Source organism: Enterobacter sp. SENG-6 (assembly GCF_001605945.1).
Classification (GTDB): Bacteria; Pseudomonadota; Gammaproteobacteria; order Enterobacterales; family Enterobacteriaceae; genus Enterobacter; species Enterobacter cloacae.
Window position 1 is genome coordinate 281,751 of record NZ_LOMM01000022.1, and the last position, 23,585, is coordinate 305,335.

General features: G+C 55.1%; 23 protein-coding genes and 1 CRISPR repeat array. Of the genes, 11 read left to right on the top strand and 12 right to left on the bottom strand.

What is annotated here, in order from left to right; translation table 11 throughout:
• Positions 1–192: 192 nt before the first annotated feature.
• Positions 193–576: a biofilm formation regulator BssR gene (gene bssR, locus AX755_RS12915; protein ID WP_013097430.1), complete on the top strand. Its 384-nt coding sequence runs from the start codon at positions 193–195 to the stop codon at positions 574–576.
• A gap of 106 nt (positions 577–682) precedes the next feature.
• A complete protein-coding gene (locus AX755_RS12920; RefSeq protein WP_062856877.1) occupies positions 683–1,801 on the top strand; it encodes a PQQ-dependent sugar dehydrogenase in 1,119 nt (372 codons plus the stop codon).
• Here AX755_RS12920 and AX755_RS12925 read toward each other — a convergent pair whose 3' ends face one another.
• A complete protein-coding gene (locus AX755_RS12925) occupies positions 1,802–2,428 on the bottom strand; it encodes a glutathione S-transferase family protein (protein WP_013097428.1) in 627 nt (208 codons plus the stop codon). It abuts the gene before it with no gap.
• 241 nt (positions 2,429–2,669) lie between these two features.
• Here AX755_RS12925 and dacC point away from each other — a divergent pair, with 241 nt between their 5' ends.
• A complete protein-coding gene (gene dacC / locus AX755_RS12930; protein WP_040020720.1) occupies positions 2,670–3,875 on the top strand; it encodes a serine-type D-Ala-D-Ala carboxypeptidase in 1,206 nt (401 codons plus the stop codon).
• A 66-nt stretch (positions 3,876–3,941) separates the two neighbouring features.
• Here the strand turns inward: dacC and deoR are convergent, their stop codons facing one another.
• The 3 genes from deoR to AX755_RS12945 all read right to left on the bottom strand — a co-directional run bounded on the left by deoR (position 3,942) and on the right by AX755_RS12945 (position 6,112).
• On the bottom strand, positions 3,942–4,700 hold the full coding sequence (gene deoR / locus AX755_RS12935) for a DNA-binding transcriptional repressor DeoR (RefSeq protein ID WP_013097425.1): 759 nt from the start codon (positions 4,698–4,700) through the stop codon (positions 3,942–3,944).
• A 67-nt stretch (positions 4,701–4,767) separates the two neighbouring features.
• Positions 4,768–5,376 carry an undecaprenyl-diphosphate phosphatase gene (gene ybjG, locus AX755_RS12940; RefSeq protein WP_020689884.1) on the bottom strand — a complete coding sequence of 203 codons (609 nt, stop codon included), beginning with the start codon at positions 5,374–5,376 and terminating at the stop codon, positions 4,768–4,770.
• Positions 5,377–5,383: 7 nt separating this feature from the next.
• Entirely contained in the window at positions 5,384–6,112 is a 729-nt protein-coding gene (locus AX755_RS12945; protein ID WP_029882876.1) for a phosphatase PAP2 family protein, read from the bottom strand.
• A gap of 167 nt (positions 6,113–6,279) precedes the next feature.
• Here AX755_RS12945 and AX755_RS12950 point away from each other — a divergent pair, with 167 nt between their 5' ends.
• Positions 6,280–7,512: an MFS transporter gene (locus AX755_RS12950; RefSeq protein WP_013097422.1), complete on the top strand. Its 1,233-nt coding sequence runs from the start codon at positions 6,280–6,282 to the stop codon at positions 7,510–7,512.
• 58 nt (positions 7,513–7,570) lie between these two features.
• Here AX755_RS12950 and AX755_RS12955 read toward each other — a convergent pair whose 3' ends face one another.
• Together AX755_RS12955 and AX755_RS12960 are read right to left on the bottom strand one after the other, a co-directional pair.
• The gene (locus AX755_RS12955; protein WP_023620241.1) at positions 7,571–8,383 is read right to left on the bottom strand and encodes a Cof-type HAD-IIB family hydrolase; all 813 of its coding nucleotides are present in this window, start codon (positions 8,381–8,383) and stop codon (positions 7,571–7,573) included.
• Positions 8,373–9,587: an MFS transporter gene (locus AX755_RS12960; RefSeq protein WP_023620242.1), complete on the bottom strand. Its 1,215-nt coding sequence runs from the start codon at positions 9,585–9,587 to the stop codon at positions 8,373–8,375. The genes AX755_RS12955 and AX755_RS12960 overlap by 11 nt, the downstream gene beginning before the upstream one ends.
• Positions 9,588–9,669: 82 nt before the next feature.
• On the opposite strand from AX755_RS12960, the gene AX755_RS12965 reads away from it, so the two are divergent.
• On the top strand, positions 9,670–10,221 hold the full coding sequence (locus tag AX755_RS12965) for a TetR/AcrR family transcriptional regulator (protein WP_062856878.1): 552 nt from the start codon (positions 9,670–9,672) through the stop codon (positions 10,219–10,221).
• A 15-nt stretch (positions 10,222–10,236) separates the two neighbouring features.
• Here AX755_RS12965 and arsC read toward each other — a convergent pair whose 3' ends face one another.
• The 4 genes from arsC to AX755_RS12985 form a co-directional block, all read right to left on the bottom strand.
• Entirely contained in the window at positions 10,237–10,668 is a 432-nt protein-coding gene (gene arsC / locus AX755_RS12970; RefSeq protein WP_013097418.1) for a glutaredoxin-dependent arsenate reductase, read from the bottom strand.
• A gap of 12 nt (positions 10,669–10,680) precedes the next feature.
• Positions 10,681–11,970: an arsenic transporter gene (locus AX755_RS12975; protein ID WP_062856879.1), complete on the bottom strand. Its 1,290-nt coding sequence runs from the start codon at positions 11,968–11,970 to the stop codon at positions 10,681–10,683.
• A gap of 35 nt (positions 11,971–12,005) precedes the next feature.
• Positions 12,006–12,326 (bottom strand): metalloregulator ArsR/SmtB family transcription factor, encoded by a 321-nt coding sequence (locus tag AX755_RS12980; RefSeq protein ID WP_044158760.1) that lies wholly within the window; start codon positions 12,324–12,326, stop codon positions 12,006–12,008.
• Between the two features lie 255 nt (positions 12,327–12,581).
• Positions 12,582–14,267 (bottom strand): aspartate:alanine antiporter, encoded by a 1,686-nt coding sequence (locus tag AX755_RS12985; RefSeq protein WP_014169303.1) that lies wholly within the window; start codon positions 14,265–14,267, stop codon positions 12,582–12,584.
• A 270-nt stretch (positions 14,268–14,537) separates the two neighbouring features.
• Here AX755_RS12985 and AX755_RS12990 point away from each other — a divergent pair, with 270 nt between their 5' ends.
• The gene (locus AX755_RS12990; RefSeq protein ID WP_013097375.1) at positions 14,538–14,921 is read left to right on the top strand and encodes an inner membrane protein YbjM; all 384 of its coding nucleotides are present in this window, start codon (positions 14,538–14,540) and stop codon (positions 14,919–14,921) included.
• 27 nt (positions 14,922–14,948) lie between these two features.
• Here AX755_RS12990 and AX755_RS12995 read toward each other — a convergent pair whose 3' ends face one another.
• Entirely contained in the window at positions 14,949–16,460 is a 1,512-nt protein-coding gene (locus AX755_RS12995; RefSeq protein ID WP_062856880.1) for a hypothetical protein, read from the bottom strand.
• A gap of 432 nt (positions 16,461–16,892) precedes the next feature.
• A CRISPR array of direct repeats spans positions 16,893–17,881; the repeat unit is 28 nt; unit sequence GTGCACTGCCGTACAGGCAGCTTAGAAA.
• Positions 17,882–18,166: 285 nt separating this feature from the next.
• A complete protein-coding gene (locus tag AX755_RS13000) occupies positions 18,167–18,436 on the bottom strand; it encodes a GrxA family glutaredoxin (RefSeq protein ID WP_006809455.1) in 270 nt (89 codons plus the stop codon).
• Between the two features lie 184 nt (positions 18,437–18,620).
• On the opposite strand from AX755_RS13000, the gene nfsA reads away from it, so the two are divergent.
• From nfsA to potG, 5 genes are all read left to right on the top strand, one after another.
• Positions 18,621–19,343: a nitroreductase NfsA gene (gene nfsA, locus AX755_RS13005; RefSeq protein ID WP_020689894.1), complete on the top strand. Its 723-nt coding sequence runs from the start codon at positions 18,621–18,623 to the stop codon at positions 19,341–19,343.
• A gap of 51 nt (positions 19,344–19,394) precedes the next feature.
• Entirely contained in the window at positions 19,395–20,297 is a 903-nt protein-coding gene (gene rimK / locus AX755_RS13010) for a 30S ribosomal protein S6--L-glutamate ligase (protein ID WP_013097373.1), read from the top strand.
• Positions 20,298–20,360: 63 nt separating this feature from the next.
• A complete protein-coding gene (locus tag AX755_RS13015; RefSeq protein WP_003858385.1) occupies positions 20,361–20,837 on the top strand; it encodes a YbjN domain-containing protein in 477 nt (158 codons plus the stop codon).
• A gap of 351 nt (positions 20,838–21,188) precedes the next feature.
• The gene (gene potF / locus AX755_RS13020) at positions 21,189–22,301 is read left to right on the top strand and encodes a spermidine/putrescine ABC transporter substrate-binding protein PotF (RefSeq protein WP_013097372.1); all 1,113 of its coding nucleotides are present in this window, start codon (positions 21,189–21,191) and stop codon (positions 22,299–22,301) included.
• Positions 22,302–22,444: 143 nt separating this feature from the next.
• A complete protein-coding gene (potG, locus tag AX755_RS13025; protein WP_013097371.1) occupies positions 22,445–23,578 on the top strand; it encodes a putrescine ABC transporter ATP-binding subunit PotG in 1,134 nt (377 codons plus the stop codon).
• Positions 23,579–23,585: the final 7 nt, after the last annotated feature.

Below are 23,585 nucleotides of genomic sequence, written 5' to 3' on the forward strand. Positions count from 1 at the left end.
AGTTATCAGGGCGGGATTTTACAGCGTATCGCGGGGGATTTATACACTCTTTGCAGTGCAGATGATGCCCGCGCAGGTTGTAACATTGTAAAGAATGTTAATCAGTTAAGAATAATTGATCTCAGGCATTAAACTGTACAAAAAATAACCTTATTCTGACTGTGCACAGGGGCTGACAGAGGAGGAATGAGCATGTCCGTTGACAGACTGAAACGCGATCTGCTGAACAAGCTGATCAACGCCCGAATCGACCTTGCCGCATATCTGCAGCTGAGGAAGGCGAAAGGGTATATGTCAGTCAGCGAAAGCGAACATCTGCGTGATAATTTCTTTGAACTTTGCAATTTCATGCGTGAAAAAGCACCCATCCTGAAAGCGGAATACGCCGAAAGCGAATGTATAGCGCTGCGCCGCGCCGCCGAGGTGCTCTCCATTGCCGGGGTTTGTCTGATGAACGGACGCCATGACTGCCCGACTTTTATCGCTGTAAACGCGGAGAAGCTTGAAAACTGCCTGACAACGCTCTCTCTATGCATCATGTGTCTGAACGAGCACGCGAAGCTTGAACAGCACTGATTCCGGGGGAGGCAACTCCCCCTTCTGATTAAGCTTTTGTAAAAGTGATAACGTGCCTGGACGTAGTGGCTAATCTTTATGCCATATGCCGATAAAGGAGCGCGTTATGCACCGATCCTCGCTGATTTTCCTGCCTGCGTTGTTATTTCCGTTTTCGCTCCTTGCTGCGCCTGATGCGGTTAAGGTTGAGGTATTGCAGAACAAACTCGAACACCCCTGGTCGCTGGCATTCCTGCCGGATAACAAAGGGCTGCTCGTGACGTTGAAGGGCGGCCAGTTGAAACACTGGCAGGCCGGGAAAGGGCTGTCAGACCCGATAACAGGGGTGCCCAAAGTCTGGGCCAACGGACAGGGAGGACTGCTGGACGTGGTGCTGGCGCCGGATTTTGCCACCTCGCGCCGCGTCTGGCTGAGCTACGCCGAGGCAGGCGCTGACGGCAAAGCCGGAACGGCAGTGGGTTACGGGCGCTTAAGCGACGATCTTTCCCGCCTTGAGGCGTTCCAGGTGGTGTTCCGTCAGATGCCGAAACTCTCCACCGGTCACCACTTTGGCGGAAGGCTGGTATTTGATGGCAAAGGCTATCTGTTTATTGCGCTGGGCGAAAACAACCAGCGCCCGACGGCGCAGGATCTGGATAAACTCCAGGGGAAAGTGGTGCGCCTGACGGAGGATGGCAAAGTCCCGCCGGATAACCCCTTTGTGAACACCGCCGGTGCGCGGCCGGAAATCTGGTCTTATGGCATTCGTAACCCGCAAGGGATGGCGATGAACCCGTGGAGCGACAGGCTGTGGCTTAACGAACACGGCCCGCGTGGCGGGGATGAGATCAACATCCCGGAGAAAGGGAAAAACTATGGCTGGCCGCTGGCGACCCACGGTATCAACTACAGCGGATTAAAAATTCCTGAGGCGAAAGGTGAACACGTTGAAGGAACCGAAAAACCGCTGTTTGTCTGGAAAGTCTCACCCGCCGTGAGCGGAATGGCGTTTTATAACAGTGACGTGTTCCCGCAGTGGAAAAACAAGCTGTTTATCGGGGCGCTGAAAGAGAAGGATGTGATCGTGCTGAGCGTGAACGGCAACACGGTGACCGAGGACGGGCGGATCCTGGGCGACCGGAAACAGCGCATTCGCGATGTGCGCGTCGGTCCGGACGGCTATCTGTATGTTCTGACCGATGAAACGGACGGGCAGTTGCTGAAAGTCAGCCCGTCCGGGAGATGATCAGCTTACCGGAATCATCACCACGTTACGGTAGGCCGGGCGTTCGCTCAGCTGTTTAAGCCAGCGCGCCAGGTGAGGGCGCGGCGTCCACGTCAGACCGAGGTTGGTCAGGTTCCAGACAAATGGCGCAACGGCAATGTCGCCCACGCCGAAGTCGGCACCCGAGAACCAGGCGTGTTTCGCCAGCTCATCGTCCATCATCGCAAACAGATTTTCACAGGCGTCCTGCGCCGCATGAATGGCGGGATAGTCGCGCTCGGCTTCGGGGGTTCTGACCAGCCCCATCAGGATCACGCGGTGCGTGGGGGAGAGCGTCTGGTTGGCCCAGTCCATCCATTTTTCCCCCTGCGCGCGGCGGGCCGGATTTTCTACCCACAGACGGCCTTGTCCATACTGGGCGGCCAGGTAGCGGACAATGGTGTTGGATTCCCACAGCGTGGCGTCCGTCTCATCATCGCGCAGCAGCGGCACCAGGCCGTTCGGGTTCATCGCCAGGTAGTCGGCGTCTTTATTAACCCCATACTGCAAACCCGCCATTATCTGGTTAAACGGTAAATCCAGCTCCTCCAGCGTCCAGAGCACTTTTTTGACGTTGGTCGAATTATTCCTTCCCCACAGCGTAATCATAATTACTCCCGATAAGATGTGAATCCGAGTCAGCTTTTCGCCATGGTGAGATAAACCTAACAATTACGCAACAGAAGAGAAAAAAATCGCCTTAATCAAAGCGTATCTGAATGTTATTGCATAAACTTTAATAACTTTACCCTCGTTGGGTTTCATTAACCGTTTTAGTGCGCTATTACTCATCGCTTCTTGCGACACGGTGATGTGACGTAATTTTTGAATGGACACTCGGGTGGCATTTATGACGCGAAAAATGACTTCTCTGCGCAGCCTGGCGGCAGGCTCCGCGCTCCTTTTCCTGTTTGTACCAACTCTCTATGCGGCTGAGCAGGCTGCGCCCGAAGCGCCGCCGGTAGATGCGCGTGCCTGGATCCTGATGGATTACTCCAGCGGTAAAGTGCTGGCGGAAGGCAATGCGGATGAGAAACTCGACCCGGCCAGCCTGACCAAAATCATGACCAGCTACGTGGTTGGCCAGGCGTTGAAGGCGGGTAAGATCAAGCTCGACGATATGGTCACCATCGGGAAGGACGCCTGGGCGACCGGCAACCCGGCGCTGCGCGGGTCATCGGTAATGTTCCTGAAACCGGGGGATCAGGTTTCCGTTTCCGATCTGAATAAAGGGGTGATTATCCAGTCCGGCAACGATGCCTGTATCGCCCTGGCAGATTATGTTGCGGGAAGCCAGGACTCGTTTATTGGCCTGATGAACGGCTATGCGCAAAAGCTGGGTCTGACCAATACCACCTTTAAAACCGTCCACGGTCTGGATGCGCCGGGCCAGTTCAGTACCGCGCGCGATATGGCGCTGCTCGGCAAGGCGCTCATCCACGATGTGCCGGACGAATATGCCATCCACAAAGAGAAAGAGTTTACCTTTAATAAAATCCGCCAGCCGAACCGCAACCGTCTGCTGTGGAGCAGCAACGTCAACGTTGACGGGATGAAAACCGGCACCACGGCCGGGGCGGGTTATAACCTGGTGGCCTCCGCGACCCAGGGTGACATGCGTCTGATCTCGGTGGTGTTGGGCACCAAAACCGACCGTATTCGTTTTAACGAGTCAGAAAAACTGCTGACCTGGGGCTTCCGCTTCTTTGAAACCGTGACGCCGATTAAACCGGATGCCACGTTCGTCAGCCAGCGCGTCTGGTTTGGTGACAAGAGTGAAGTGAACCTGGGGGCCGGTGAAGCCGGGTCGGTGACCATTCCACGTGGTCAGCTGAAAAACCTGAAAGCGAGCTATACCCTGACCGATCCGCAGCTCACCGCGCCGCTGAAAAAAGGCCAGGTGGTCGGGACGATTGATTTCCAGTTAAACGGTAAGTCGATTGAACAGCGTCCGCTGATTGTGATGGAAGCGGTCGAAGAGGGCGGCTTCTTCAGCCGGATGTGGGACTTCGTGATGATGAAATTCCATAGCTGGTTTGGCAGCTGGTTTAGTTAAGTCTTCCAGCTTTTCACCCTCTCCCGGTGGGAGAGGGCCGGGGTGAGGCATCACACCGCACCCCTCTCAATACATTAACTTCACCTGCTGCGCCTTCGCGTAGGTCACGTATTCTTCATCCGGGCGGCAATCGCTGACGATGGCATTGAACTGTGCCAGCTCGCCCATCCGTGCCGGACGCACCTTGCCGAACTTGCTGTGATCCACCACCAGCACATGGTACTGCGCGGCGCTTAACGCCCAGTGTTTTACCGGTAGCTCTTCCAGGTTAAAACAGGTCGCCCCCTGACGGGTACTCACGCCCGCCGCGGAGTAAAACGCGATATCCGGGCACAAATTGCTGAGCGTGTCCTGAAGATTGAGCGGTTTAAAAATGGCGTTGCTGGCGTGGAACTCACCGCCGCAGAGGATCACCCGGCACTCGGGTTTCTCCTGAAGGGCCAGGAAGGTGTTCAGCGAGTAGCACACGGCGGTAAAGGGGATGCTGCTGTCGATGGCTTCGATTATCCACGGCGTGGTGGTGCCGCAGTCAAAAAACAGCGTCTGGTGCGGTTGCACCAGAGAGGCCGCCAGACGGGCGGCTTTGCGTTTCTCTTCAACCAGGCGCGTCTTTTGATCGCTGATCAGATAATGACTGGCGCTACGTGGCTCCAGCACAATATAGCCGCCCAGCAGCACGACGGGCGCGCTCTCGCTGTTCAGGTCACGGCGAATGGTCATCTCTGAAACGCCGAGGAGGGTAGCGGCTTCCTTAAGATGAAGCTTATCACTACGCTTCAGCGCCTGTATCAACTGAGCTATGCGGTCATCGCGGCGTGTTTCCATAGATCCTCAGGATGAAAAAGTGAGCCCCCGCAGGGCGGGGGCTCAAGTGTAACCTGTCATACCGGGGTTAGTCACGTATCCAGCCTTTGCGGATCGGGATAGCGAAAAGGGTGCGATAGAGAGACGAGAGTCCGCGATACAGCGCCAGCCCGAAGAGGTTCCACAGGATCGCCGCGCTTACGCAGCCGATCAGCCCCACCAGGAAGCCGCCTACCATATCCAGCGGCCAGTGTACGCCCAGATACACGCGAGACCAGGCAATGGCGACCGCAATGGCCATCAGCAGCGCACCTGACCACAGGCGATGCCAGAACAGGAAGGCCAGCGCAAAAGCAAAGATCACCGTACCGTGATCGCTTGGGAACGAGTCATCTGGCGCGTGGTGCAGGAAGGTATAGCCGACGTGTTCGACAAAAGGACGATCGTGCGGGAAGGCGAGACCCAGAACATAGCTGACCAGCACGCTGACCCCGAGCGTCATCGCCACTTTGATCACCAGCTGACGCTGCGCGTTGACCTGGCTGCGCGGTCCCCACAGCCAGAGGATAGCCGCCAGCACAGGCACAATACTGATCAGATCTTTTGCCAGGAAAGTGGCCAGATCGATCATCCACTCAGGCGAGGCCGGTGTGGCGTTGATCAGATAAAACAGCTGGTAATTCAGATTCTCTAACATAGCGTTTTTACTCTTTAGCAAACCAGGCAGAAACGAGGCCGTAGACCGCTACCTGGGAAAACCAGACCCACCACCCAGCCCACAGGTTGTGAGAGAAAAAATGCGCCCCGCGCATGACCTGGCCAAAGCCCATCGCCAGACCTAACACCACGCCGAAGGCCACAAAGCTCCAGGCGAGACGCGGACGTTCGCGCCAGAAGGCAAAGAACAGACCCATCACCATAAAGCCGCTGGACGCATGGCCGCCGGGGAAGCAGCGGCCAGGACCGCTGTCTGCCGGAGCGGAACTGAACAGCGGGTAAGAGACGGCCTTACCGCCATACTCCACCAGATCCCACGGGCAGCTGTGATGGCTCAGGCTTTTCAACACGCCAACCACCAGCGTGCCAAGCCCCATCAGCAGTGCGGCAGTGACCAGTCTCGCATTGCGCTTCCAGGCACCGTAAAACAGCGCACCCACCGCCATGGCAATGGCGATGTACTTCGCCAGCCGGTGGTTCAGCAGATCCAGCAGCGGGTTTTTCTGCAGCGGGAAACGGTGTGTTGCCGCGTCATACCAAAAGCCAGTGATCCATTTATCAAGCGTTTCGCCACGAGAAAGCCAGGTAAACACCACGGCAAGGGCGATCAGCACTAAAAGCTGATAACCATAAAAGCGCACAGGCAGGCGGTAAAGTTGTTTTGTCTTATTTGTCTGTAACTTAGACAATTCTGAACGAGGGGATATGCGGGTCATAGAGTTGGTTGGCAGCGTGAAATATGGCTATCATATTGGTGTCAACTTAAGGAAACCTTAAACAACGACGATAAATGCTTTATTTCTGTTTCTTCTGGATAATTTGCTATCTCAGACAGCGGCAATTCATTACACTCATCGCGATTTTTTCATCATAAAGAGATTGCATGTTAAACCGTTCTTCTTCGGGTACGCGTCTGGGTCGTCAGGCGTTACTTTTCCCTCTGTGTCTGGTGCTTTACGAGTTCTCTACCTATATCGGCAACGATATGATTCAGCCCGGTATGCTGGCCGTGGTGGCGCAATACAACGCAGGTATTGAATGGGTGCCGACCTCTATGACCGCCTACCTGGCTGGCGGCATGTTTTTACAGTGGCTGTTAGGGCCGCTGTCGGATCGTATTGGCCGCCGTCCGGTGATGCTGACGGGCGTGGTGTGGTTTATCGTGACCTGTCTCGCCACGCTGCTGGCGCAAAACATTGAACAGTTCACCCTGCTGCGTTTCCTGCAGGGGGTAAGCCTGTGCTTTATCGGTGCCGTTGGGTATGCCGCCATTCAGGAGTCCTTTGAGGAGGCGGTGTGTATCAAAATCACCGCGCTGATGGCGAACGTGGCGCTGATTGCTCCGTTGCTGGGGCCGCTGGTGGGCGCCGCGTGGGTGCATGTGGCACCGTGGGAAGGCATGTTTGTGCTCTTCGCCGTGCTGGCCGCCATCGCGTTCTTTGGCCTGCACCGCGCAATGCCGGAAACGGCCACCCGACTGGGTGAGACGCTGTCGCTGAAAGAGCTGGGACGGGATTATAAAGCAGTGCTGAAAAACGGCCGCTTTGTGGCAGGCGCGCTGGCGACGGGCTTTGTTAGCCTGCCGCTGCTGGCGTGGATCGCCCAGTCACCGGTCATTATCATCAGCGGTGAACAGCTCAGCAGCTACGAGTACGGGCTGTTGCAGGTGCCTATTTTTGGCGCACTGATTATCGGTAACCTTGTGCTGGCGCGTCTGACATCACGTCGCACGGTGCGCTCGCTCATCATCATGGGCGGCTGGCCGATTGCGGCGGGCCTTACCGTGGCCGCGGTGGCGACGGTGGTATCATCTCATGCCTATCTGTGGATGACGGCGGGGTTGAGTATTTATGCCTTCGGTATTGGCGTGGCGAATGCCGGGCTGGTGCGTCTGACGCTGTTTGCCAGCGAGATGAGTAAAGGCACCGTTTCGGCGGCGATGGGGATGCTGCAGATGCTGATTTTTACCGTCGGGATCGAGGTGAGCAAGCACGCTTATGCGCTCGGCGGCAACGGTCTGTTCAGCCTGTTTAACCTCGCCAACGGCGTGCTGTGGGTTATCCTGATGGTGATGTTCCTGAAAGACAAACGCGTCGGGAACGCCCTGCAGCCATAATTCTTATTCCCTCTCCCGGTGGGAGAGGGGCAGGGTGAGGGCACCAGAGCGCACGGAATCAATTAAACGGTGCTTCTCTGTTGAGCACCTTATCAATCACATCCAGTACGCCTTCCTCGTTATTATGCGGCGCTTCAAACCGCGCCGCTGCCTTAATATGCGGTCTGGCATTCGCCATCGCAAAGCTGAAGCCTGACTGGCGCAGCATCTCCACATCGTTCCCGCTGTCGCCGAAAGCCACCACCTCGCTGTCGTCAATGCCCCAGCGCTGTTGAAGGATCCGCAGGCCGTTGGCTTTATGCACGCCGGGGATAATCAGATCGATACTTCCATGGCCGGTCGTGACGGGCACCATAATGTCGTTGAGTTTTTCGTGCAGCATGGCCTGTATGCGCGGGATTTCATCGTCAGAAACGTTGAGCCCGAACTTGAAGAAAATATCGTTCAGGTTGTCGAAATCACTTACCATTTCGAGGCGATGATAATACTTCGCGGCGATAGCTTTGAACTCATCGTCATAGGCTTTGAGCGTATAGGCACTGCCTTTGCCGCAGGCGATAATCTCAATGCCGGGAACGTCGTTTAGCACGGCAGCAACAGTATCGAAGTGCGTTTTCGACAGTTCACCGTTAAAAACATCTTCCCCGGCGCTGACCACCCAGCCGCCGTTTTCGGCGACAAACGCAATCTCATGCGCAATCTCCGGGAAGAAGGAGATCAGCTGGTAATACTGGTTACCGCTGGCCACCACAAAGCGAATACCTTGCTCCTTCATGCGCGCATACTGCGCCAGAAAACGTTCGCGATTGTAGGTTTTCGCGTCGCTCAGGAAGGTGCCATCCATGTCGACTGCAATCAGTTTAACGCTCATATCCCTTCTCCAGTGTCGTTTGTTCTTTTTCCGGCTTCGCCACGGCGCGCGCCACCAGCGCCGCAATCATGACCAACCCTAACACCACCAGCATGGCGCTGCGCAGCCCGTAGTGCTCACCCAGGAAGCCCAGCAGCGGCGGCCCGACCAGGAAGGCCAGATAGCCTGTGGTCGCCACCACGCTGACGCGCGTCGGGGCATCCGGGCCGGTATCGCTGGCGGCGGATATGGTCAACGGGAAGCCAAGTGAGGCACCCAGGCCCCAGAGGATCACCGATACGCCGGCAATCCAGTCCACATCCACGAAGATGATCATCGCAATGCCCAGCCCGCCGAGCAGGGCGCTGGCGCGCACCACCGCCACGCGGCTGTAGCGGTCAATAAACCAGCCGCCGGTAAAGCGTCCGACGGTCATCCCCAGCGTAAACCCGGCGTAGATCAGCGAGCCAGAGGTCGGGCTAAACCCATGTCCGTCTACCATCAGCAGCGGCAGCCAGTCGTTGGCGGAGCCTTCAGCAAACGCCATCGCCAGCACCACCACGCCGATCAGCATCAGCTGGAAATCACGGTAGAACGGCAGCCCTTTTTCCGCCGTTTTATGTTCATCAGAGGTGTTTTTGCCCGTGCCGTCCGGAATGGCGCGGATGCCGGTCAGCACCGGCACAACAGAGATCAGCGCGGCCAGCAGGATATGCAGATTCGCGCTCACGCCGGAGGCCGTCAGCGCCATGCCCACGCCCGCACCGGCCAGCGTGCCAAGGCTGTAAAAGCCATGCATCATTGGCAGCACGGTTTTATTCATCTCGCGCTCGACCGCAGCCCCTTCAACGTTAATGGCCACTTCCGCCGCGCCAAAGCTGCCACCAAAGATCAACAGACCCAGGGCAAACATGACCGGCGAGGCATACCACAGCGCCACGCTGAGCACCAGCATCCCCAGTATTGCGCAGCACATGGTGGTGCGGATCACCGCCCGGGTACCAAAGCGCTTCACCAGCCACGCCGAGCAGAGAATACCGCTCATTGAGCCTATCGACAGGCCAAACAGCACAATGCCCATCTCAGCGGTGGAGACCGACAAAATGTCGCGGATTGCCGGGGTACGCGTGGCCCAGGACGCCATCAGCAGACCCGGAATAAAGAAGAACATGAAAAGCGCCCACATGCGCAACCGCAGGGCCTTACGGGATGAGGTCAGAGTCATTGAGATAAGCACCAGAAGCACAACAATAGCGACAACACTAGCAAGTTTGTGTACATTTGTACACAAATCAGATGAGGCATGTATGAGCAGACCACCTAACGACCCGCATCGCCGGGAGAAGATCCTGCAGGCGACGCTGGACACCATTGCTGAGCACGGTATCCATGCCGTCACGCACCGTAAAATCGCCAGCTGTGCCGGGGTTCCGCTGGGGTCGATGACCTACTATTTTGACGGCATGGAGTCGCTGCTGGAAGAGGCTTTCACGTGGTTTACCCGGCAGATGTCGCAGCAATACCGTGATTTCTTCGCGGGGGTAACCAGCCCGGAGATGGCGTGTGAATCCATCACCACGCTGATCCACAGCTCGCAGGTGACGACGCCGCACAACATGGCGCTGATGTACCAGCTCTACACTTTTATGCACCGCAGCGCGGCGCTGAAAACGGTAATGCAGGACTGGATGCAGATGAGCCAGACGACGCTTGAGCAGTGGTTTGACCCGGTCACCACCCGCGCGCTGGACGCCTTTATCGAAGGAATGACGCTGCACTTTGTCACCGACAGAGCGCCGCTAACGCGTGAGGAGATCCGGGCGATGGTGGGAAGGATTGCAGGCGAGAGGGACCGCTAGCCTGCAGGCCCGCCTCTATTTCTGGGTGATTTTTTTCCCGCTGGCATCCACGACGGCTTCACCGTCCTCTTTCGTAAATGCCCCTTTCTGCGCATCCGGCAGAATATCGAGGACCACTTCAGACGGGCGGCACAGGCGGGTGCCCAGCGGCGTCACCACAATCGGACGGTTAATCAGGATCGGGTGTTGCAGCATAAAACCGATAAGCTGGTCGTCAGTGAACGTCTCTTCTGCCAGGCCCAGTTGCTCATAGGGCTCCACGTTTGTACGCAGCAGCGCCCGCACCGAAATGCCCATGTCGGCAATCAGTTTGATCAGTTCATCGCGTGACGGCGGATTTTCCAGATACAGAATGATCTCTGGCTCGGTGCCGCTGTTGCGGATCATCTCCAGCGTGTTGCGCGAGGTGCCGCAGGCGGGGTTGTGGTAAATGGTGATGTTGGTCATATCAGTGGCTCATTACAGTGTGAAGGAGAGACGTAACGCCAGCGCGGCGAGCGTCACAAACAGAACCGGCAGCGTCATGATGATGCCCGTCCGGAAATAGTAGCCCCAGGTAATGGTCATGTTTTTTTGCGCCAGCACGTGGAGCCAGAGCAGGGTGGCGAGACTACCGATAGGCGTGATTTTTGGCCCCAGATCGCAGCCAATTACGTTGGCGTAAATCATCGCTTCTTTAATCAATCCTGTTGCCGTGCTGCCATCAATAGAGAGCGCGCCAATCAGCACTGTGGGCATATTGTTCATTATGGATGACAGGAAGGCGGTGATGAACCCGGTTCCCAGAGTAGTCACCCATAAACCGTGGGTGGACAGCACATTCAGTACGCCTGAAAGGTATTCGGTTAACCCTGCGTTACGCAAACCGTAGACCACCAGATACATCCCCAGTGAGAAGATGACGATCTGCCACGGTGCGCCGCGCAGCACTTTTCCGGTATTAATCGCGTGTCCGCGTTTTGCAACGGCGAATAAAATCAGCGCGCCAGCTGTTGCAATGGCGCTGACCGGAATGCCGAGAGGCTCAAGCACAAAGAAGCCGACGAGAAGAAGCAGTAGCACTATCCAGCCTGTTCTGAACGTCGGGAGATCGTGAATGGCCCGGGCGGGCTCCCGGAGTTTCGCAAGATCATATTCCGGTGGAATTTCCTTGCGAAAGAACAGATGCAGCATCACCAGCGTGGCAGCAATCGCGGCGACATCAACCGGGATCATCACCGAGGCGTATTCGCTGAACCCCAGCTTAAAGAAGTCTGCCGACACAATGTTGACCAGGTTCGAGACAATCAGCGGCAGGCTGGCGGTATCGGCGATAAAACCTGCCGCCATCACAAACGCCAGCGTGGCCTGCTTGCTGAACCCCAGCGCCAGCAGCATGGCGATGACGATAGGTGTCAGGATCAACGCTGCACCGTCATTGGCAAACAGCGCCGCAACGGCCGCACCCAGCAGCACGATATAAGTAAAGAGCAAACGCCCCCGACCGTTTCCCCAGCGGGCGACATGCAGCGCCGCCCACTCGAAAAAGCCGGACTCATCCAGCAGCAGGCTGATGATAATAATGGCGATAAACGTCGCCGTGGCATTCCAGACGATATTCCACACCACCGGAATATCGTTAAGGTGGATCACGCTGCTGGCCAGCGCCAGCACGGCGCCAATCGTCGCGCTCCAGCCGATACTGAGCCCTTTGGGCTGCCAGATGACCAGTACCAGCGTAAACAGAAAAATTACCCCTGCCAGAAACATCGTTTACTCCGTTATATCTGTTTTTATGAATGTGTTTAACATGACCCAGGAAGGCTATTCTTTAGCCTTGCACGCGTTTCTTCCCGCAGGCAGTTCCAGCTGTTATCGATGACGGTAGCTGCCCACGCAGGCATGTTCGGAGACAAACGGTAATAGACCCACTTCCCCTCACGACGGTCGATAACCAGCCCGGACTCGCGAAGTAAGGCCATATGGCGCGAAACTTTCGGCTGTGACTCCGTGGTTGCGGAGCAGAGATCGCAGACGCATAGCTCACCGGCTTCACGCAGAAGCATGACGATGGAGAGCCGCGTTTCGTCGGAGAGGGTTTTGAAAAGCTGGAGCGGGTGGAGCATGGTTGAACCCTGCGGATAGTTGATACATATTTGTTTAATCATATATGTTTGAGGCGGGGGAGGGAAGAGGGGGGATGATGGAGCAGAGAATTTCAGGCAACAAAAAACCCATCAACCTTGAACCAAAACGGCGGGGTTGATGGGCTCCACAAATTGGGGACATCAAAGAAAAGCAGTGGCACTAGTTATGACTGCCCCCTGATAAAAAAGTTCTGCGCATAACGAAAATTTTTTCGATACGCGCAAAGTTAAGAGTTATCCGAGTCCAGGCCAGATGATGATGATCAGCGTACCCGCCAGCGTAAGCAGTACGTTCGCGATAGCGTAGGTGCCCGCATAACCCAGCGCCGGGATGTTGCTGCGGGCGGTATCGCTGATGATTTCCATCGCTGGCGCACAGGTACGTGCACCCATCATTGCCCCGAAGAGCAGGGCGCGGTTCATGCGCAGCACGTAGGCGCCGAACAGGAAACAGATCACCACCGGCACCAGGCTGACAATAAGTCCGGAAACCAACATTTGCCAGCCGACGGCACCCAGGCTGTGGCCAATGCCGCTCCCGGCGCTTAAGCCGACACCCGCCATAAAGACCATCAGACCGAACTCTTTCACCATGTTCAGCGCGCCCTGCGGAATGTAGCCGAAGGTTGGGTGGTTCGCTCGCAGGAAGCCCAGCATGATCCCGGCAAACAGCAGCCCGGCGGCGTTGCCGATGCCAAAGCTAAAGTTGCTGAACTGGAAAGTGATCATCCCAATCATCAGGCCAACAATAAAGAAGGCGCAGAAGGCCAGCAGGTCGGTGACCTGGCTGTGAATGGAGATAAAGCCGATGCGGTCGGCGACGGTTTTCACGCGGCGTGCGTCGCCGCTGACCTGCAATACGTCACCTTTATTCAGGACGACATTATCGTCGATAGGCATCTCAATCTGGCTGCGGATCACGCGGTTCAGGAAGCATCCGTGGTCGGTCAGTTTCAGCTGCGCCAGACGACGGCCGACGGCGTTGTGGTTTTTAACCACAATCTCTTCGGTGACGATACGCATGTCGAGCAGGTCTCGGTCGAATACCTCTTTACCGTTACGGAAGCTTGGATCCAGCCGCGCGTGGGCATCCGGGTAACCCACCAGCGCGATGTCGTCGCCCATCTGCAGTACCGCGTCGCCGTCCGGGTTCGCCAGGATGCCGTTACGGCGGATACGTTCGATATAGCAACCCGTCTGGCGGTAAATCCCCAGCTCGCGCAGATTTTTACCGTCCGCCCAGGCGACCAGCTCTGGCCCGACGCGATAAGCGCGGATCACCGGAAGATAAACTTTTCGTTTGGAGTCCGTGTCCAGACCACGCTCGCGGGCGATTTGCTGGGCGCTGGTCTGCAGATCCTGATGCTGCAGTTTCGGCAGATAGCGTGCGCCTACAATCAGGCTCACCAGACCAATCAGATAGGTCAGGGCATAGCCCAGGCTCAGGTGATCGAGTGCGGTAGAAAGCTGTGCCCCGGCCATGCCGGAATGGCGCAGGGTATCGCCTGCACCCACCAGAACCGGTGTCGAGGTCATGGAGCCTGCCAGCATACCGGCCGTTAACCCGATATCCCAGCCAAACAGTTTACCCAGCCCTAACGCGATCAGCAGCGCACTGCCGACCATTACCAGCGCCAGCATCAGATAATTTTTGCCGTCGCGGAAGAAAATGGAAAAAAAGTTAGGACCCGCTTCCACACCAACACAAAAAATAAACAGCATAAAACCTAAGTTAAGCGCGTCTGTGTTAATGCTGAAATGCTGCTGACCTAATAATAAGGAGACGACTAAAACGCCAATGGAATTACCAAGTTGTACTGAACCCAGGCGCAATTTACCCAGGCAAAGGCCCAGCGCCAGTACCACAAATAATAACAGGATGTAATTCCCATTTAACAAGTCTGCGACGTTTATATTCACGGAGGCTAACTTCTTGTTTACCAGTAAGTTGTTGAATGAAAGGACATTTTGGGCTACTGTTTTCAGTGCCAGGGAATACTTCTACACTCCCTGCGGCCAAAAAAATTCCCTAAGACAATAGCAGCTGGATAGTTTAATCGCATTAGCTACCAACGGCTACTCATTATCGCATAACCGTATGCGGGTTTTGGCAAGGATTGCCGCATAACTTTATCCGATCGGGTGTCCACGCGACGAAACTTTATTTGATAGAGAAGTCAGGAGGATAATTTGAACATTAAAGGAAAATGGGCAGGGGCGATAAGCTGTTTCTTACTGTTCACCGTTGTCTGTATGTCATTAGCGTTTAATGTTAAGGGGGCATTCAGAGCCTCCGGGCATCCGGAACTGGGACTGCTCTTTTTCATTCTGCCTGGCGTGGCCGCGAGTTTTCTCTCGCGCGAGGGCGAGGTTGTTAAGCCGCTGTTAGGGGCAATGCTGGCGGCACCGCTGTGTCTGGTGCTGATGCGGTTGCTTTTTGTGTCCACGCGAAGCCTCTGGCAGGAGCTGGCCTGGTTGCTGAGCGGCGTATTCTGGTGCGCGCTCGGTGCGCTATTTTTCCTGTTTCTTCGCACACTGATACGGCATCAACGGTTACATAATAAAAAAGAATGAGGACGTCGTTGCGCCCTCATTGCGTCCTCATAACGGCAGCACGGTTCCGCCGGGCAATTGCACCCTCATTGGCCCCAGGATGCTATTCATCAGGAGATCGCCATCCGGCATAAACTCCATCTGCGCGTAAATGCCGTTGCCGCAGATATTGTCGTTAAATACGGTACTGTGCACGGTTTGCCCGGTATTCCAGTCCATACCTACCACCTTCCATCCGCCGTTATGGCGATAGTAACCGCTGGTATAAACCGTATTACTCGCAGAGCTGATGGCCGGGATCATGGTGTTGGAGCAGATATCAGCCCGGCTCCAGGTTGAACTCCAGCTGTGACTGACGGGATCCCAGGCAAAGCGCTCAACGCCCTGAGGGGAATCAAGGATCGGGCCGCGCGCCAGCGCGTCGGTAAGGGCGACTCCCGTACCGGTGCCTGCGCCCACGTTATTGACCACAAAGGCACCGTAGTCCTGAATCGCCACGGACTGATCGCTCTGGATGTATTCAGTGCTCAGGGGCAGACCGCAGGTTACCGGGATGATCCCCGCAATGCGCTCGCTGAACCCGGTTGGGATCGCATCGCGCCAGAAAGCCACCAGACTCATTCGCTTCTTACCGTCGGTAATTACCACCAGCTTATCGGCATCGCTGCCGAACCCCATTAATGTCGGCGTAGCCCCTGAACCCGAGCCGAAGATGGTCGGGTAGGTATCACCGGTGGGATAAGAACTTACCCATGCGCCATCGGCCGGATCGGCAGAGAGCGTGCTGCCTGTCCAGACGACTTTATGCATCAGCTTATCCGAGACGACATAAATACCGCCGTGTTCATCTACCGCCGCCGAGTTTGAAACGTACTCATCGGCTCCCAGCGTCAGGGTATGCACCGGGCCAGAGAAGGTGCGAGAAACGACTGAAATGGACCGCGTGCCCAGCACAACCAGATTCCCGTCATAGGTCAACACGAGACCTGTGATGGCCTGTCCTTCCGGAATAAATGCCGAGGTATCCAGCGTGCGTTTAATGCCTATCCCCAATAACGGTAAATCAGGAACATTCAACCCAACGGCATAGACTTTTGTGCCGTAGTTAGCGAACAAGGTATTGGTGTTATCCACAAGGCAATAGGCACTGTTAATTCCCCCGGAAGGGGTAACCGGTGAGAGTTGAGAAGTGATCCCTTCGATCACGCCAGGTGAATCCAGAGGTTGGGTGAGCAGTGTCACCAGCAGGTCTATGGGAAACTGAGTCAGTCCCGGAACGGGAAGGCGTGCTACGGGTGTAAAGGCATTACCGCTGGTACTGATATAGGTAATGCCGGTCCAGGTAACTCCCCACATATAATCGGGTGAGGGGGAGGCGAGGGTCATGATGTTAATGGGACCATTGACCGCCTGCGGTAGAGCAGGCGTGAGCGGTAACGACGCATGCACTGTACTTTCACCCGACGGAACCGGAAACGGCAGCGAGTCGGATTGAGAAGAGTCGAAGTGTGTGATAGCGGCTTTAGGGGCGGCGAGATAGGTATTCACGACAGGGTTCATGGTGTATCTCCACGGGGTAACCTGCATAACGGACGTTGCCCAGCGTCAGGCAACGACCTGCCCGGAACACAATTTATCTGTATATATATACAGTATTTTGAGTTCGTTCAGAAAGTATAATCAGATCGCCCGGCTTCGCCAGAGAAAATAGAAAGTTTTTAATTAGTTGATTTTTATATATTTATTTTTGTTTTGTCTATGTAATAGGTTGAGGTGGGGAACCCGGATTTCATCATAAAGAGCATTTGTGAAGAAATACGCAAGGGGGTATTGAAAGGTCTGTCCTGACGAAATGCATCAAAACCCTATTTAGGGAAGGTCTTGTAAGTTGTTGATTTATTAAGGATGAATTGAATGAGTTGAAAAAAGGGTTAAAGGCATCAGAATTGATTATTTTCTTTTACGACAATACGATAGCGATGTTTGCTTTCAGTGCACTGCCGTACAGGCAGCTTAGAAAACACCTCTACAGCGCTGGAGTTCGGAAACATCGTGCACTGCCGTACAGGCAGCTTAGAAAAGCGCCGAAGTGCCACATCTGCGGGTCTGTAAGTGCACTGCCGTACAGGCAGCTTAGAAACCATGCGCCGAAGCCTCAGGCTCAAGCAGAATGTGCACTGCCGTACAGGCAGCTTAGAAAAGTCTCCCAAGGTTTTAAACTTACGTTTGCCCGTGCACTGCCGTACAGGCAGCTTAGAAAGTAAAGACCCAAGAAAAAAAGAAGGTAATCATGTGCACTGCCGTACAGGCAGCTTAGAAATTTTGGTAAGTGCCAGAATCGCGAGAGGACGGGTGCACTGCCGTACAGGCAGCTTAGAAAAAATTCGCAGGGATTTATTGTTGCCGCTTATAGTGCACTGCCGTACAGGCAGCTTAGAAATTTGGCGATAATTACGGATGGAGGTCGGGCGTGTGCACTGCCGTACAGGCAGCTTAGAAAGCAGCCAGACACGCTGGTGATGGCCGACATTTGTGCACTGCCGTACAGGCAGCTTAGAAATATGCCAGTGCATTAATTTATGACTGGTATGCGTGCACTGCCGTACAGGCAGCTTAGAAAGGGCCGCGACCTCAGAAAGCATGTCGTCCATCGTGCACTGCCGTACAGGCAGCTTAGAAATGAATGTCGGGATTGGTAGGCGACCTACTGCCGTGCACTACCGTACAGGTAGCTTAGAAAGTCACAGTACGCCGTGACGTGCTCATTTGGCTTGTGCACTGCCGTACAGGCAGCTTAGAAAGGAGGTAAAAACGCCAGACGAGCTGGCGAAAGGTGCACTGCCGTACAGGCAGCTTAGAAAGGCTTCGTAGTCCGGCGTCTGGTGCAACTCAAGTGCACTGCCGTACAGGCAGCTTAGAAACACTCAAACCAACCGTCTGCAAAGCCGATTGCGTGCACTGCCGTACTGGCAGCTTAAAAAGAATTAACCGACAGTTCCGGGAGCAGAGACATTTTTACTGCCGTTCAGGAAGATTTATAGCAACCTGGCCGTCAACAATGCCGGGTGGCGCTGCGCTTACCCGGCCTACAATCGGCATTAATATCAAGGAATTGCATTATTTATCGTAGGGCAAAATGCAAGACGCGCACTGGATTACCAGGCTAATCCATGCATCATATGGCTCAATTCTATTGGGTGAAGTGAAAAAGCAATGACTGGCAAATAGATAAAACCCCACGTCAGGGCGCGGGGTTTGCTTAGTGATTACTGAGCGGCAAACAGACCCAGATGTTCTTTAGCGTAAGCTTCAAAATCGGTGCAGCCGCCAATGTGTTTCTGATCGAGGAAGATCTGCGGTACGGTTTCAACCGGTTTACCCACGGTTTTTTCCAGATCGGCTTTGGTGATGCCTTCTGCGTGGATATCCACATAGCGGAAGTTAAAGTCATCACGCTCTTCAGTCAGTTTTTCAGCCAGCTCTTTTGCGCGCACACAGTAAGGGCATCCTGGACGACCAAAAATTACTGCAAACATTTCTCTCTCCTCAAAAAACAAGCCTGACGGCGAATGACACGTATAGTGCACGATAACCTGCCGTCATTAAAGTAGGTTTCGCCTGTCGCTTTAATATCCTTGAGCTATGTTTCGCCAATTACATGCCGCGCATCATTGCCTATACTGGCTGCCACACGTATTAAGCAAGACAAAGAGAGAGACGATGACGCCAACAATTGACCTGCTCCGTTCCCACCGTTCTATCCGCCACTTCACCGATGAGCCCATTACCGAGGCGCAGCGTGAGGCCATCATCGACAGCGCCAGAGCCACCTCGAGCTCCAGCTTTCTGCAGTGCAGTTCGATTATTCGCATTACCGACAAGGCCATGCGCGAGCAGCTGGTGACGCTCACGGGCGGACAGAAGCATGTAGCCCAGGCCGCCGAGTTCTGGGTATTCTGCGCTGACTTTAACCGCCACCTGCAAATTTGCCCTGAAGCCGAGCTGGGGCTGGCAGAACAGCTGCTGCTGGGTGTGGTCGATACCGCGCTGATGGCGCAAAACGCCTTCACGGCGGCGGAATCGCTGGGATTAGGCGGCGTGTATATCGGCGGGCTGCGTAACAATATTGAAAGTGTAACCGAACTGCTGAAGCTGCCGAAGCACGTCCTGCCCCTGTTCGGTCTCTGCCTCGGCTGGCCTGCTGACAACCCGGATCTCAAGCCGCGCCTGCCTGCAGCGATGCTGGTCCATGAAAACCACTACCAGCCGGTCGACAACGACGTGCTGGCGCAGTATGACGAGGAACTGGCGCACTACTACATGACGCGCGGCAGCAATAACCGCCGCGATACCTGGAGCGACCACATCCGCCGTACCATCATTAAAGAAAATCGCCCGTTTATTCTTGATTATCTGCATAAACAGGGCTGGGCGACGCGCTAGTCCATTCGGTATGATACGCAGGCTTTTCCCATGTCTTTAGAGAGGTGCAGGGTGAAAATTGCCATTTTGTCCCGGGATGGAACGCTCTATTCATGCAAACGCCTGCGAGAAGCGGCGGCAAAACGCGGACATCAGATTGAGATCCTCGATCCGATGTCCTGCTATATGAACATTGACCCTGCAGCTTCCTCGATCCATTACAAAGGCCGCAAGCTACCGCATTTTGATGCGGTGATCCCCCGCATTGGCTCGCAGATCACCTATTACGGTACGGCCGCGCTGCGCCAGTTTGAAATGCTGGGCAGCTATCCTCTCAACGAATCTGTCGCCATTTCCCGCGCCCGGGATAAGCTGCGCTCGCTGCAGCTGCTCGCCCGCCAGGGTATCGATCTCCCGGTCACCGGTATCGCTCACTCCCCGGACGACACCAGCGATCTGATCGACATGGTGGGCGGCGCGCCGCTGGTCATCAAACTGGTGGAAGGCACACAGGGTATTGGCGTGGTGCTGGCAGAGACGCGACAGGCGGCAGAGAGCGTGATTGACGCCTTCCGCGGCCTGAATGCGCACATTCTGGTGCAGGAGTACATTGAAGAGGCCAAAGGGCGCGATATCCGCTGTTTCGTGGTGGGCAATGAGGTGGTGGCGGCCATTGAGCGTCAGGCGAAAGAGGGCGATTTTCGCTCCAACCTCCACCGGGGCGGCGTTGCGCGGGTTGCTGACATCAGCGAGCGCGAGCGGGAGATCGCCGTGAAAGCGGCGCAAACGCTGGGGCTGGACGTGGCAGGCGTAGACCTTCTGCGCGCAACGCGCGGGCCGCTGGTGATGGAAGTGAATGCCTCGCCCGGGCTGGAAGGGGTAGAAAAAACCACCGGTGTCGATATTGCAGGTAAAATGATTGCATGGATTGAGCGTCATGCCACGCCGGGCTACTGTCTTAAAACGGGTGGTTAAATGGATTACCGCGCACTTTTTGAGTACCCTATGCGAAGTTTTTACTAAAGAGGCTCCACCGCGATGGATTTACAGGTCGTTCCAACACTGGATACGTTACGTCAATGGCTTGATGATGCCGGTATCACCTTCTTTGAATGTGATTCCTGCCAGGCGCTGCATCTGCCTCACATGCAGAATTTCGACGGCATTTTTGATGCCAAAATCGATCTCATTAACGACGTGATCCTCTTCTCTGCGCTGGCAGAAGTTAAGCCGTCTGCGCTGCTGGCGCTGGCCTCTGACCTCTCTGCGATCAACGCCAGTTCTTTGACGGTGAAAGCATTCCTCGATATACAGGATGATAATCTGCCAAAACTGGTCGTTTGCCAGTCTTTGTTCTCCGGCGCGGGGCTCTCCTTCAAGCAGTTCGCCTGGTTTATGCGTTTGAGTGAAGAGCAAATTTCAATGGTAATGATGGAAGCCAATGCACACCATCTGCTGTACAGCGCGGAAGACGATGCAGAGAATAATGATGCATCTCCCAATTTTCTTCACTAAGCCTGTCTGACTTTTGCGCAGTCGCTGCCAGAGCGGCTGCATAACGCCATTTATTCTGCTGCTTTTAACCTTTCTTTAAAGAATTTTTCACCTCCCCAAAGGCCATTTCGGCTTATCACGTAGACATAACCTGCATAAAAAATTGATAAAAGGCGTTTTTTCGTCTGGGCTATAGCCGGAGACACGGGCTACAGTTATTCTTGCGATGCTTAAAAAAGCGAGCGGATCCTGCCGGGTAAAGAGGTTTCTTTTTATTTTGAGCAGAGCGACAAACTATGCATGATTTTTGCATATATCCAGATTGCACAGTTTTAGTTCGTTTGTTAACGAGCTTTCAGAAGGAATAACACTATGATCGCCTTGAATAAAAAATGGTTATCGGGTCTGGTTGCGGGTGCTCTGATGGCCGTCTCTGCCGGCACGCTCGCTGCGGAACAAAAAACGCTGCATGTTTATAACTGGTCTGACTATATTGCCCCGGACACGGTGGCTAATTTTGAAAAAGAGACCGGCATTAAAGTGGTCTACGACGTGTTTGATTCCAACGAAGTGCTGGAAGGCAAACTGATGGCAGGCAGCACCGGTTTTGACCTGGTGGTACCGTCCGCAAGTTTCCTGGAGCGTCAACTGACCGCAGGCGTTTTCCAGCCGCTGGACAAGAGCAAGTTACCAAACTGGAAAAACCTCGACCCGGAAGTGCTGAAGCTGGTCTCTAAGCATGACCCGGAGAACAAATACGCCATGCCGTATCTGTGGGCGACCACCGGTATTGGCTACAACGTGGATAAAGTCAAAGCGGCGCTGGGCCCGGACGTCAAGCTGGACAGCTGGGACGTGGTGCTGAAGCCGGAGAACCTCGCGAAGCTGAAAAGCTGCGGCGTCTCCTTCCTGGATGCCCCGGAAGAGATTTTCGCCACCGTGCTGAACTATCTCGGCAAAGATCCGAACAGCAACAAGGCGGATGATTACACCGGCCCGGCAACCGATCTGCTGCTGAAGCTGCGTCCGAATATCCGTTACTTCCACTCTTCACAGTACATTAACGACCTGGCTAACGGCGATATCTGCGTGGCAATTGGCTGGGCAGGGGACGTCTGGCAGGCGGCTAACCGTGCGAAAGAGGCGAAAAACGGCGTGAATGTCTCCTACTTCATTCCGAAAGAGGGGGCGCTGGCCTTCTTTGATGTCTTCGCCATGCCTGCCGATGCGAAAAACAAAGATGAAGCGTATCAGTTCCTTAACTATCTGATGCGTCCGGAAGTGATTGCCCATATCAGCGACCATGTCTACTACGCCAACGGTAACAAGGCCTCCTTGCCACTGATTAGCGAAGAGATCCGTAATAATCCGGCTATCTATCCGCCAGCGGATGTGTTTGCCAAGCTCTTCACCCTGAAAGTTCAGGATCCAAAAATTGACCGCGTACGTACCCGTGCGTGGACCAAGGTGAAAAGCGGGAAATAACGGCGTTTGGTAACGTTGCCCGGTGGCGCTATCGCTTACCGGGCCGACACAACCCGTAGGCCGGGCAAGCGTTCGCGCCGCCCGGCGATGCGCACCCTGACGGTGCGTTTGCACCAGTTTTGATCTATGCCGGAGAACACCCCGTGAATGACGCGATCCCCCGCCCGCAGGCGAAAGTCCGTAAAGCGCTGACCCCGCTACTTGAAATTCGTAACCTCACCAAATCTTTCGATGGCCAGCATGCCGTGGACGACGTCAGCCTGACTATCTACAAAGGCGAAATATTTGCCCTTCTCGGGGCGTCTGGTTGCGGTAAATCAACCTTGCTGCGCATGCTGGCCGGGTTTGAACAACCTACCGCCGGGCAGATTGTGCTGGATGGCGTGGATCTCTCCAGCGTACCGCCGTATCAGCGTCCGATTAACATGATGTTCCAGTCTTACGCACTGTTCCCGCATATGACGGTGGAGCAGAACATCGCGTTTGGCCTGAAGCAGGACAAGCTGCCAAAAGCCGAAATCACCGCGCGTGTGGCGGAGATGCTGAGTCTGGTGCACATGCAGGAGTTCGCGAAGCGTAAACCGCACCAGCTTTCTGGTGGTCAGCGTCAGCGCGTGGCACTGGCCCGAAGCCTGGCGAAACGCCCGAAACTGCTGCTGCTTGATGAGCCGATGGGTGCTCTGGATAAAAAACTGCGCGACCGTATGCAGCTCGAAGTGGTGGATATCCTCGAACGCGTAGGCGTGACCTGCGTGATGGTCACCCACGACCAGGAAGAGGCCATGACCATGGCCGGGCGTATCGCGATCATGAACCGCGGTAAGTTCGTGCAGATTGGCGAGCCGGAAGAGATTTATGAACACCCGACTACCCGTTACAGCGCGGAGTTCATCGGCTCGGTGAATGTTTTTGAAGGGCTGCTGAAAGCGCGTGAAGAAGACGGGCTGATCATCGAATCGCCGGGGCTGCAGCATCCGCTGAAGGTCGACCCGGATAACTCCGTGGTAGACAACGTGCCGGTCTATATCGCCCTGCGACCGGAGAAAATCATGCTCTGTGAAGATCCTCCGGCCGATGGCTTTAACTTTGCCGTGGGCGAAGTGGTGCACATTGCCTATCTGGGCGATCTCTCTATCTACCACGTCCGTCTGAAGAGCGGGCAGATGCTCAGCGCCCAGCTTCAAAACGAACATCGCTACCGTAAAGGACTGCCGACCTGGGGCGACGAAGTGCGTCTGTGCTGGGATGCGGACAGTTGTGTCGTGCTGACGGTATAAGGAGCGG

Bases quoted from the DNA above. Each gene is read 5' to 3' on its own strand.
- AX755_RS12950 (WP_013097422.1), top strand. From the start codon at position 6,280: ATGTTAAACCGTTCTTCTTCGGGTACGCGTCTGGGTCGTCAGGCGTTA.
- AX755_RS12925 (WP_013097428.1), bottom strand. From the start codon at position 2,428: ATGATTACGCTGTGGGGAAGGAATAATTCGACCAACGTCAAAAAAGTG.
- potF (WP_013097372.1), top strand. From the start codon at position 21,189: ATGATCGCCTTGAATAAAAAATGGTTATCGGGTCTGGTTGCGGGTGCT.
- AX755_RS13000 (WP_006809455.1), bottom strand. From the start codon at position 18,436: ATGTTTGCAGTAATTTTTGGTCGTCCAGGATGCCCTTACTGTGTGCGC.
- ybjG (WP_020689884.1), bottom strand. From the start codon at position 5,376: ATGTTAGAGAATCTGAATTACCAGCTGTTTTATCTGATCAACGCCACA.
- bssR (WP_013097430.1), top strand. From the start codon at position 193: ATGTCCGTTGACAGACTGAAACGCGATCTGCTGAACAAGCTGATCAAC.
- dacC (WP_040020720.1), top strand. From the start codon at position 2,670: ATGACGCGAAAAATGACTTCTCTGCGCAGCCTGGCGGCAGGCTCCGCG.
- AX755_RS12965 (WP_062856878.1), top strand. From the start codon at position 9,670: ATGAGCAGACCACCTAACGACCCGCATCGCCGGGAGAAGATCCTGCAG.
- AX755_RS12945 (WP_029882876.1), bottom strand. From the start codon at position 6,112: ATGACCCGCATATCCCCTCGTTCAGAATTGTCTAAGTTACAGACAAAT.
- AX755_RS12975 (WP_062856879.1), bottom strand. From the start codon at position 11,970: ATGTTTCTGGCAGGGGTAATTTTTCTGTTTACGCTGGTACTGGTCATC.
- AX755_RS12960 (WP_023620242.1), bottom strand. From the start codon at position 9,587: ATGACTCTGACCTCATCCCGTAAGGCCCTGCGGTTGCGCATGTGGGCG.
- arsC (WP_013097418.1), bottom strand. From the start codon at position 10,668: ATGACCAACATCACCATTTACCACAACCCCGCCTGCGGCACCTCGCGC.
- nfsA (WP_020689894.1), top strand. From the start codon at position 18,621: ATGACGCCAACAATTGACCTGCTCCGTTCCCACCGTTCTATCCGCCAC.
- AX755_RS12995 (WP_062856880.1), bottom strand. From the start codon at position 16,460: ATGAACCCTGTCGTGAATACCTATCTCGCCGCCCCTAAAGCCGCTATC.
- AX755_RS12920 (WP_062856877.1), top strand. From the start codon at position 683: ATGCACCGATCCTCGCTGATTTTCCTGCCTGCGTTGTTATTTCCGTTT.
- deoR (WP_013097425.1), bottom strand. From the start codon at position 4,700: ATGGAAACACGCCGCGATGACCGCATAGCTCAGTTGATACAGGCGCTG.
- AX755_RS13015 (WP_003858385.1), top strand. From the start codon at position 20,361: ATGGATTTACAGGTCGTTCCAACACTGGATACGTTACGTCAATGGCTT.
- AX755_RS12980 (WP_044158760.1), bottom strand. From the start codon at position 12,326: ATGCTCCACCCGCTCCAGCTTTTCAAAACCCTCTCCGACGAAACGCGG.
- AX755_RS12955 (WP_023620241.1), bottom strand. From the start codon at position 8,383: ATGAGCGTTAAACTGATTGCAGTCGACATGGATGGCACCTTCCTGAGC.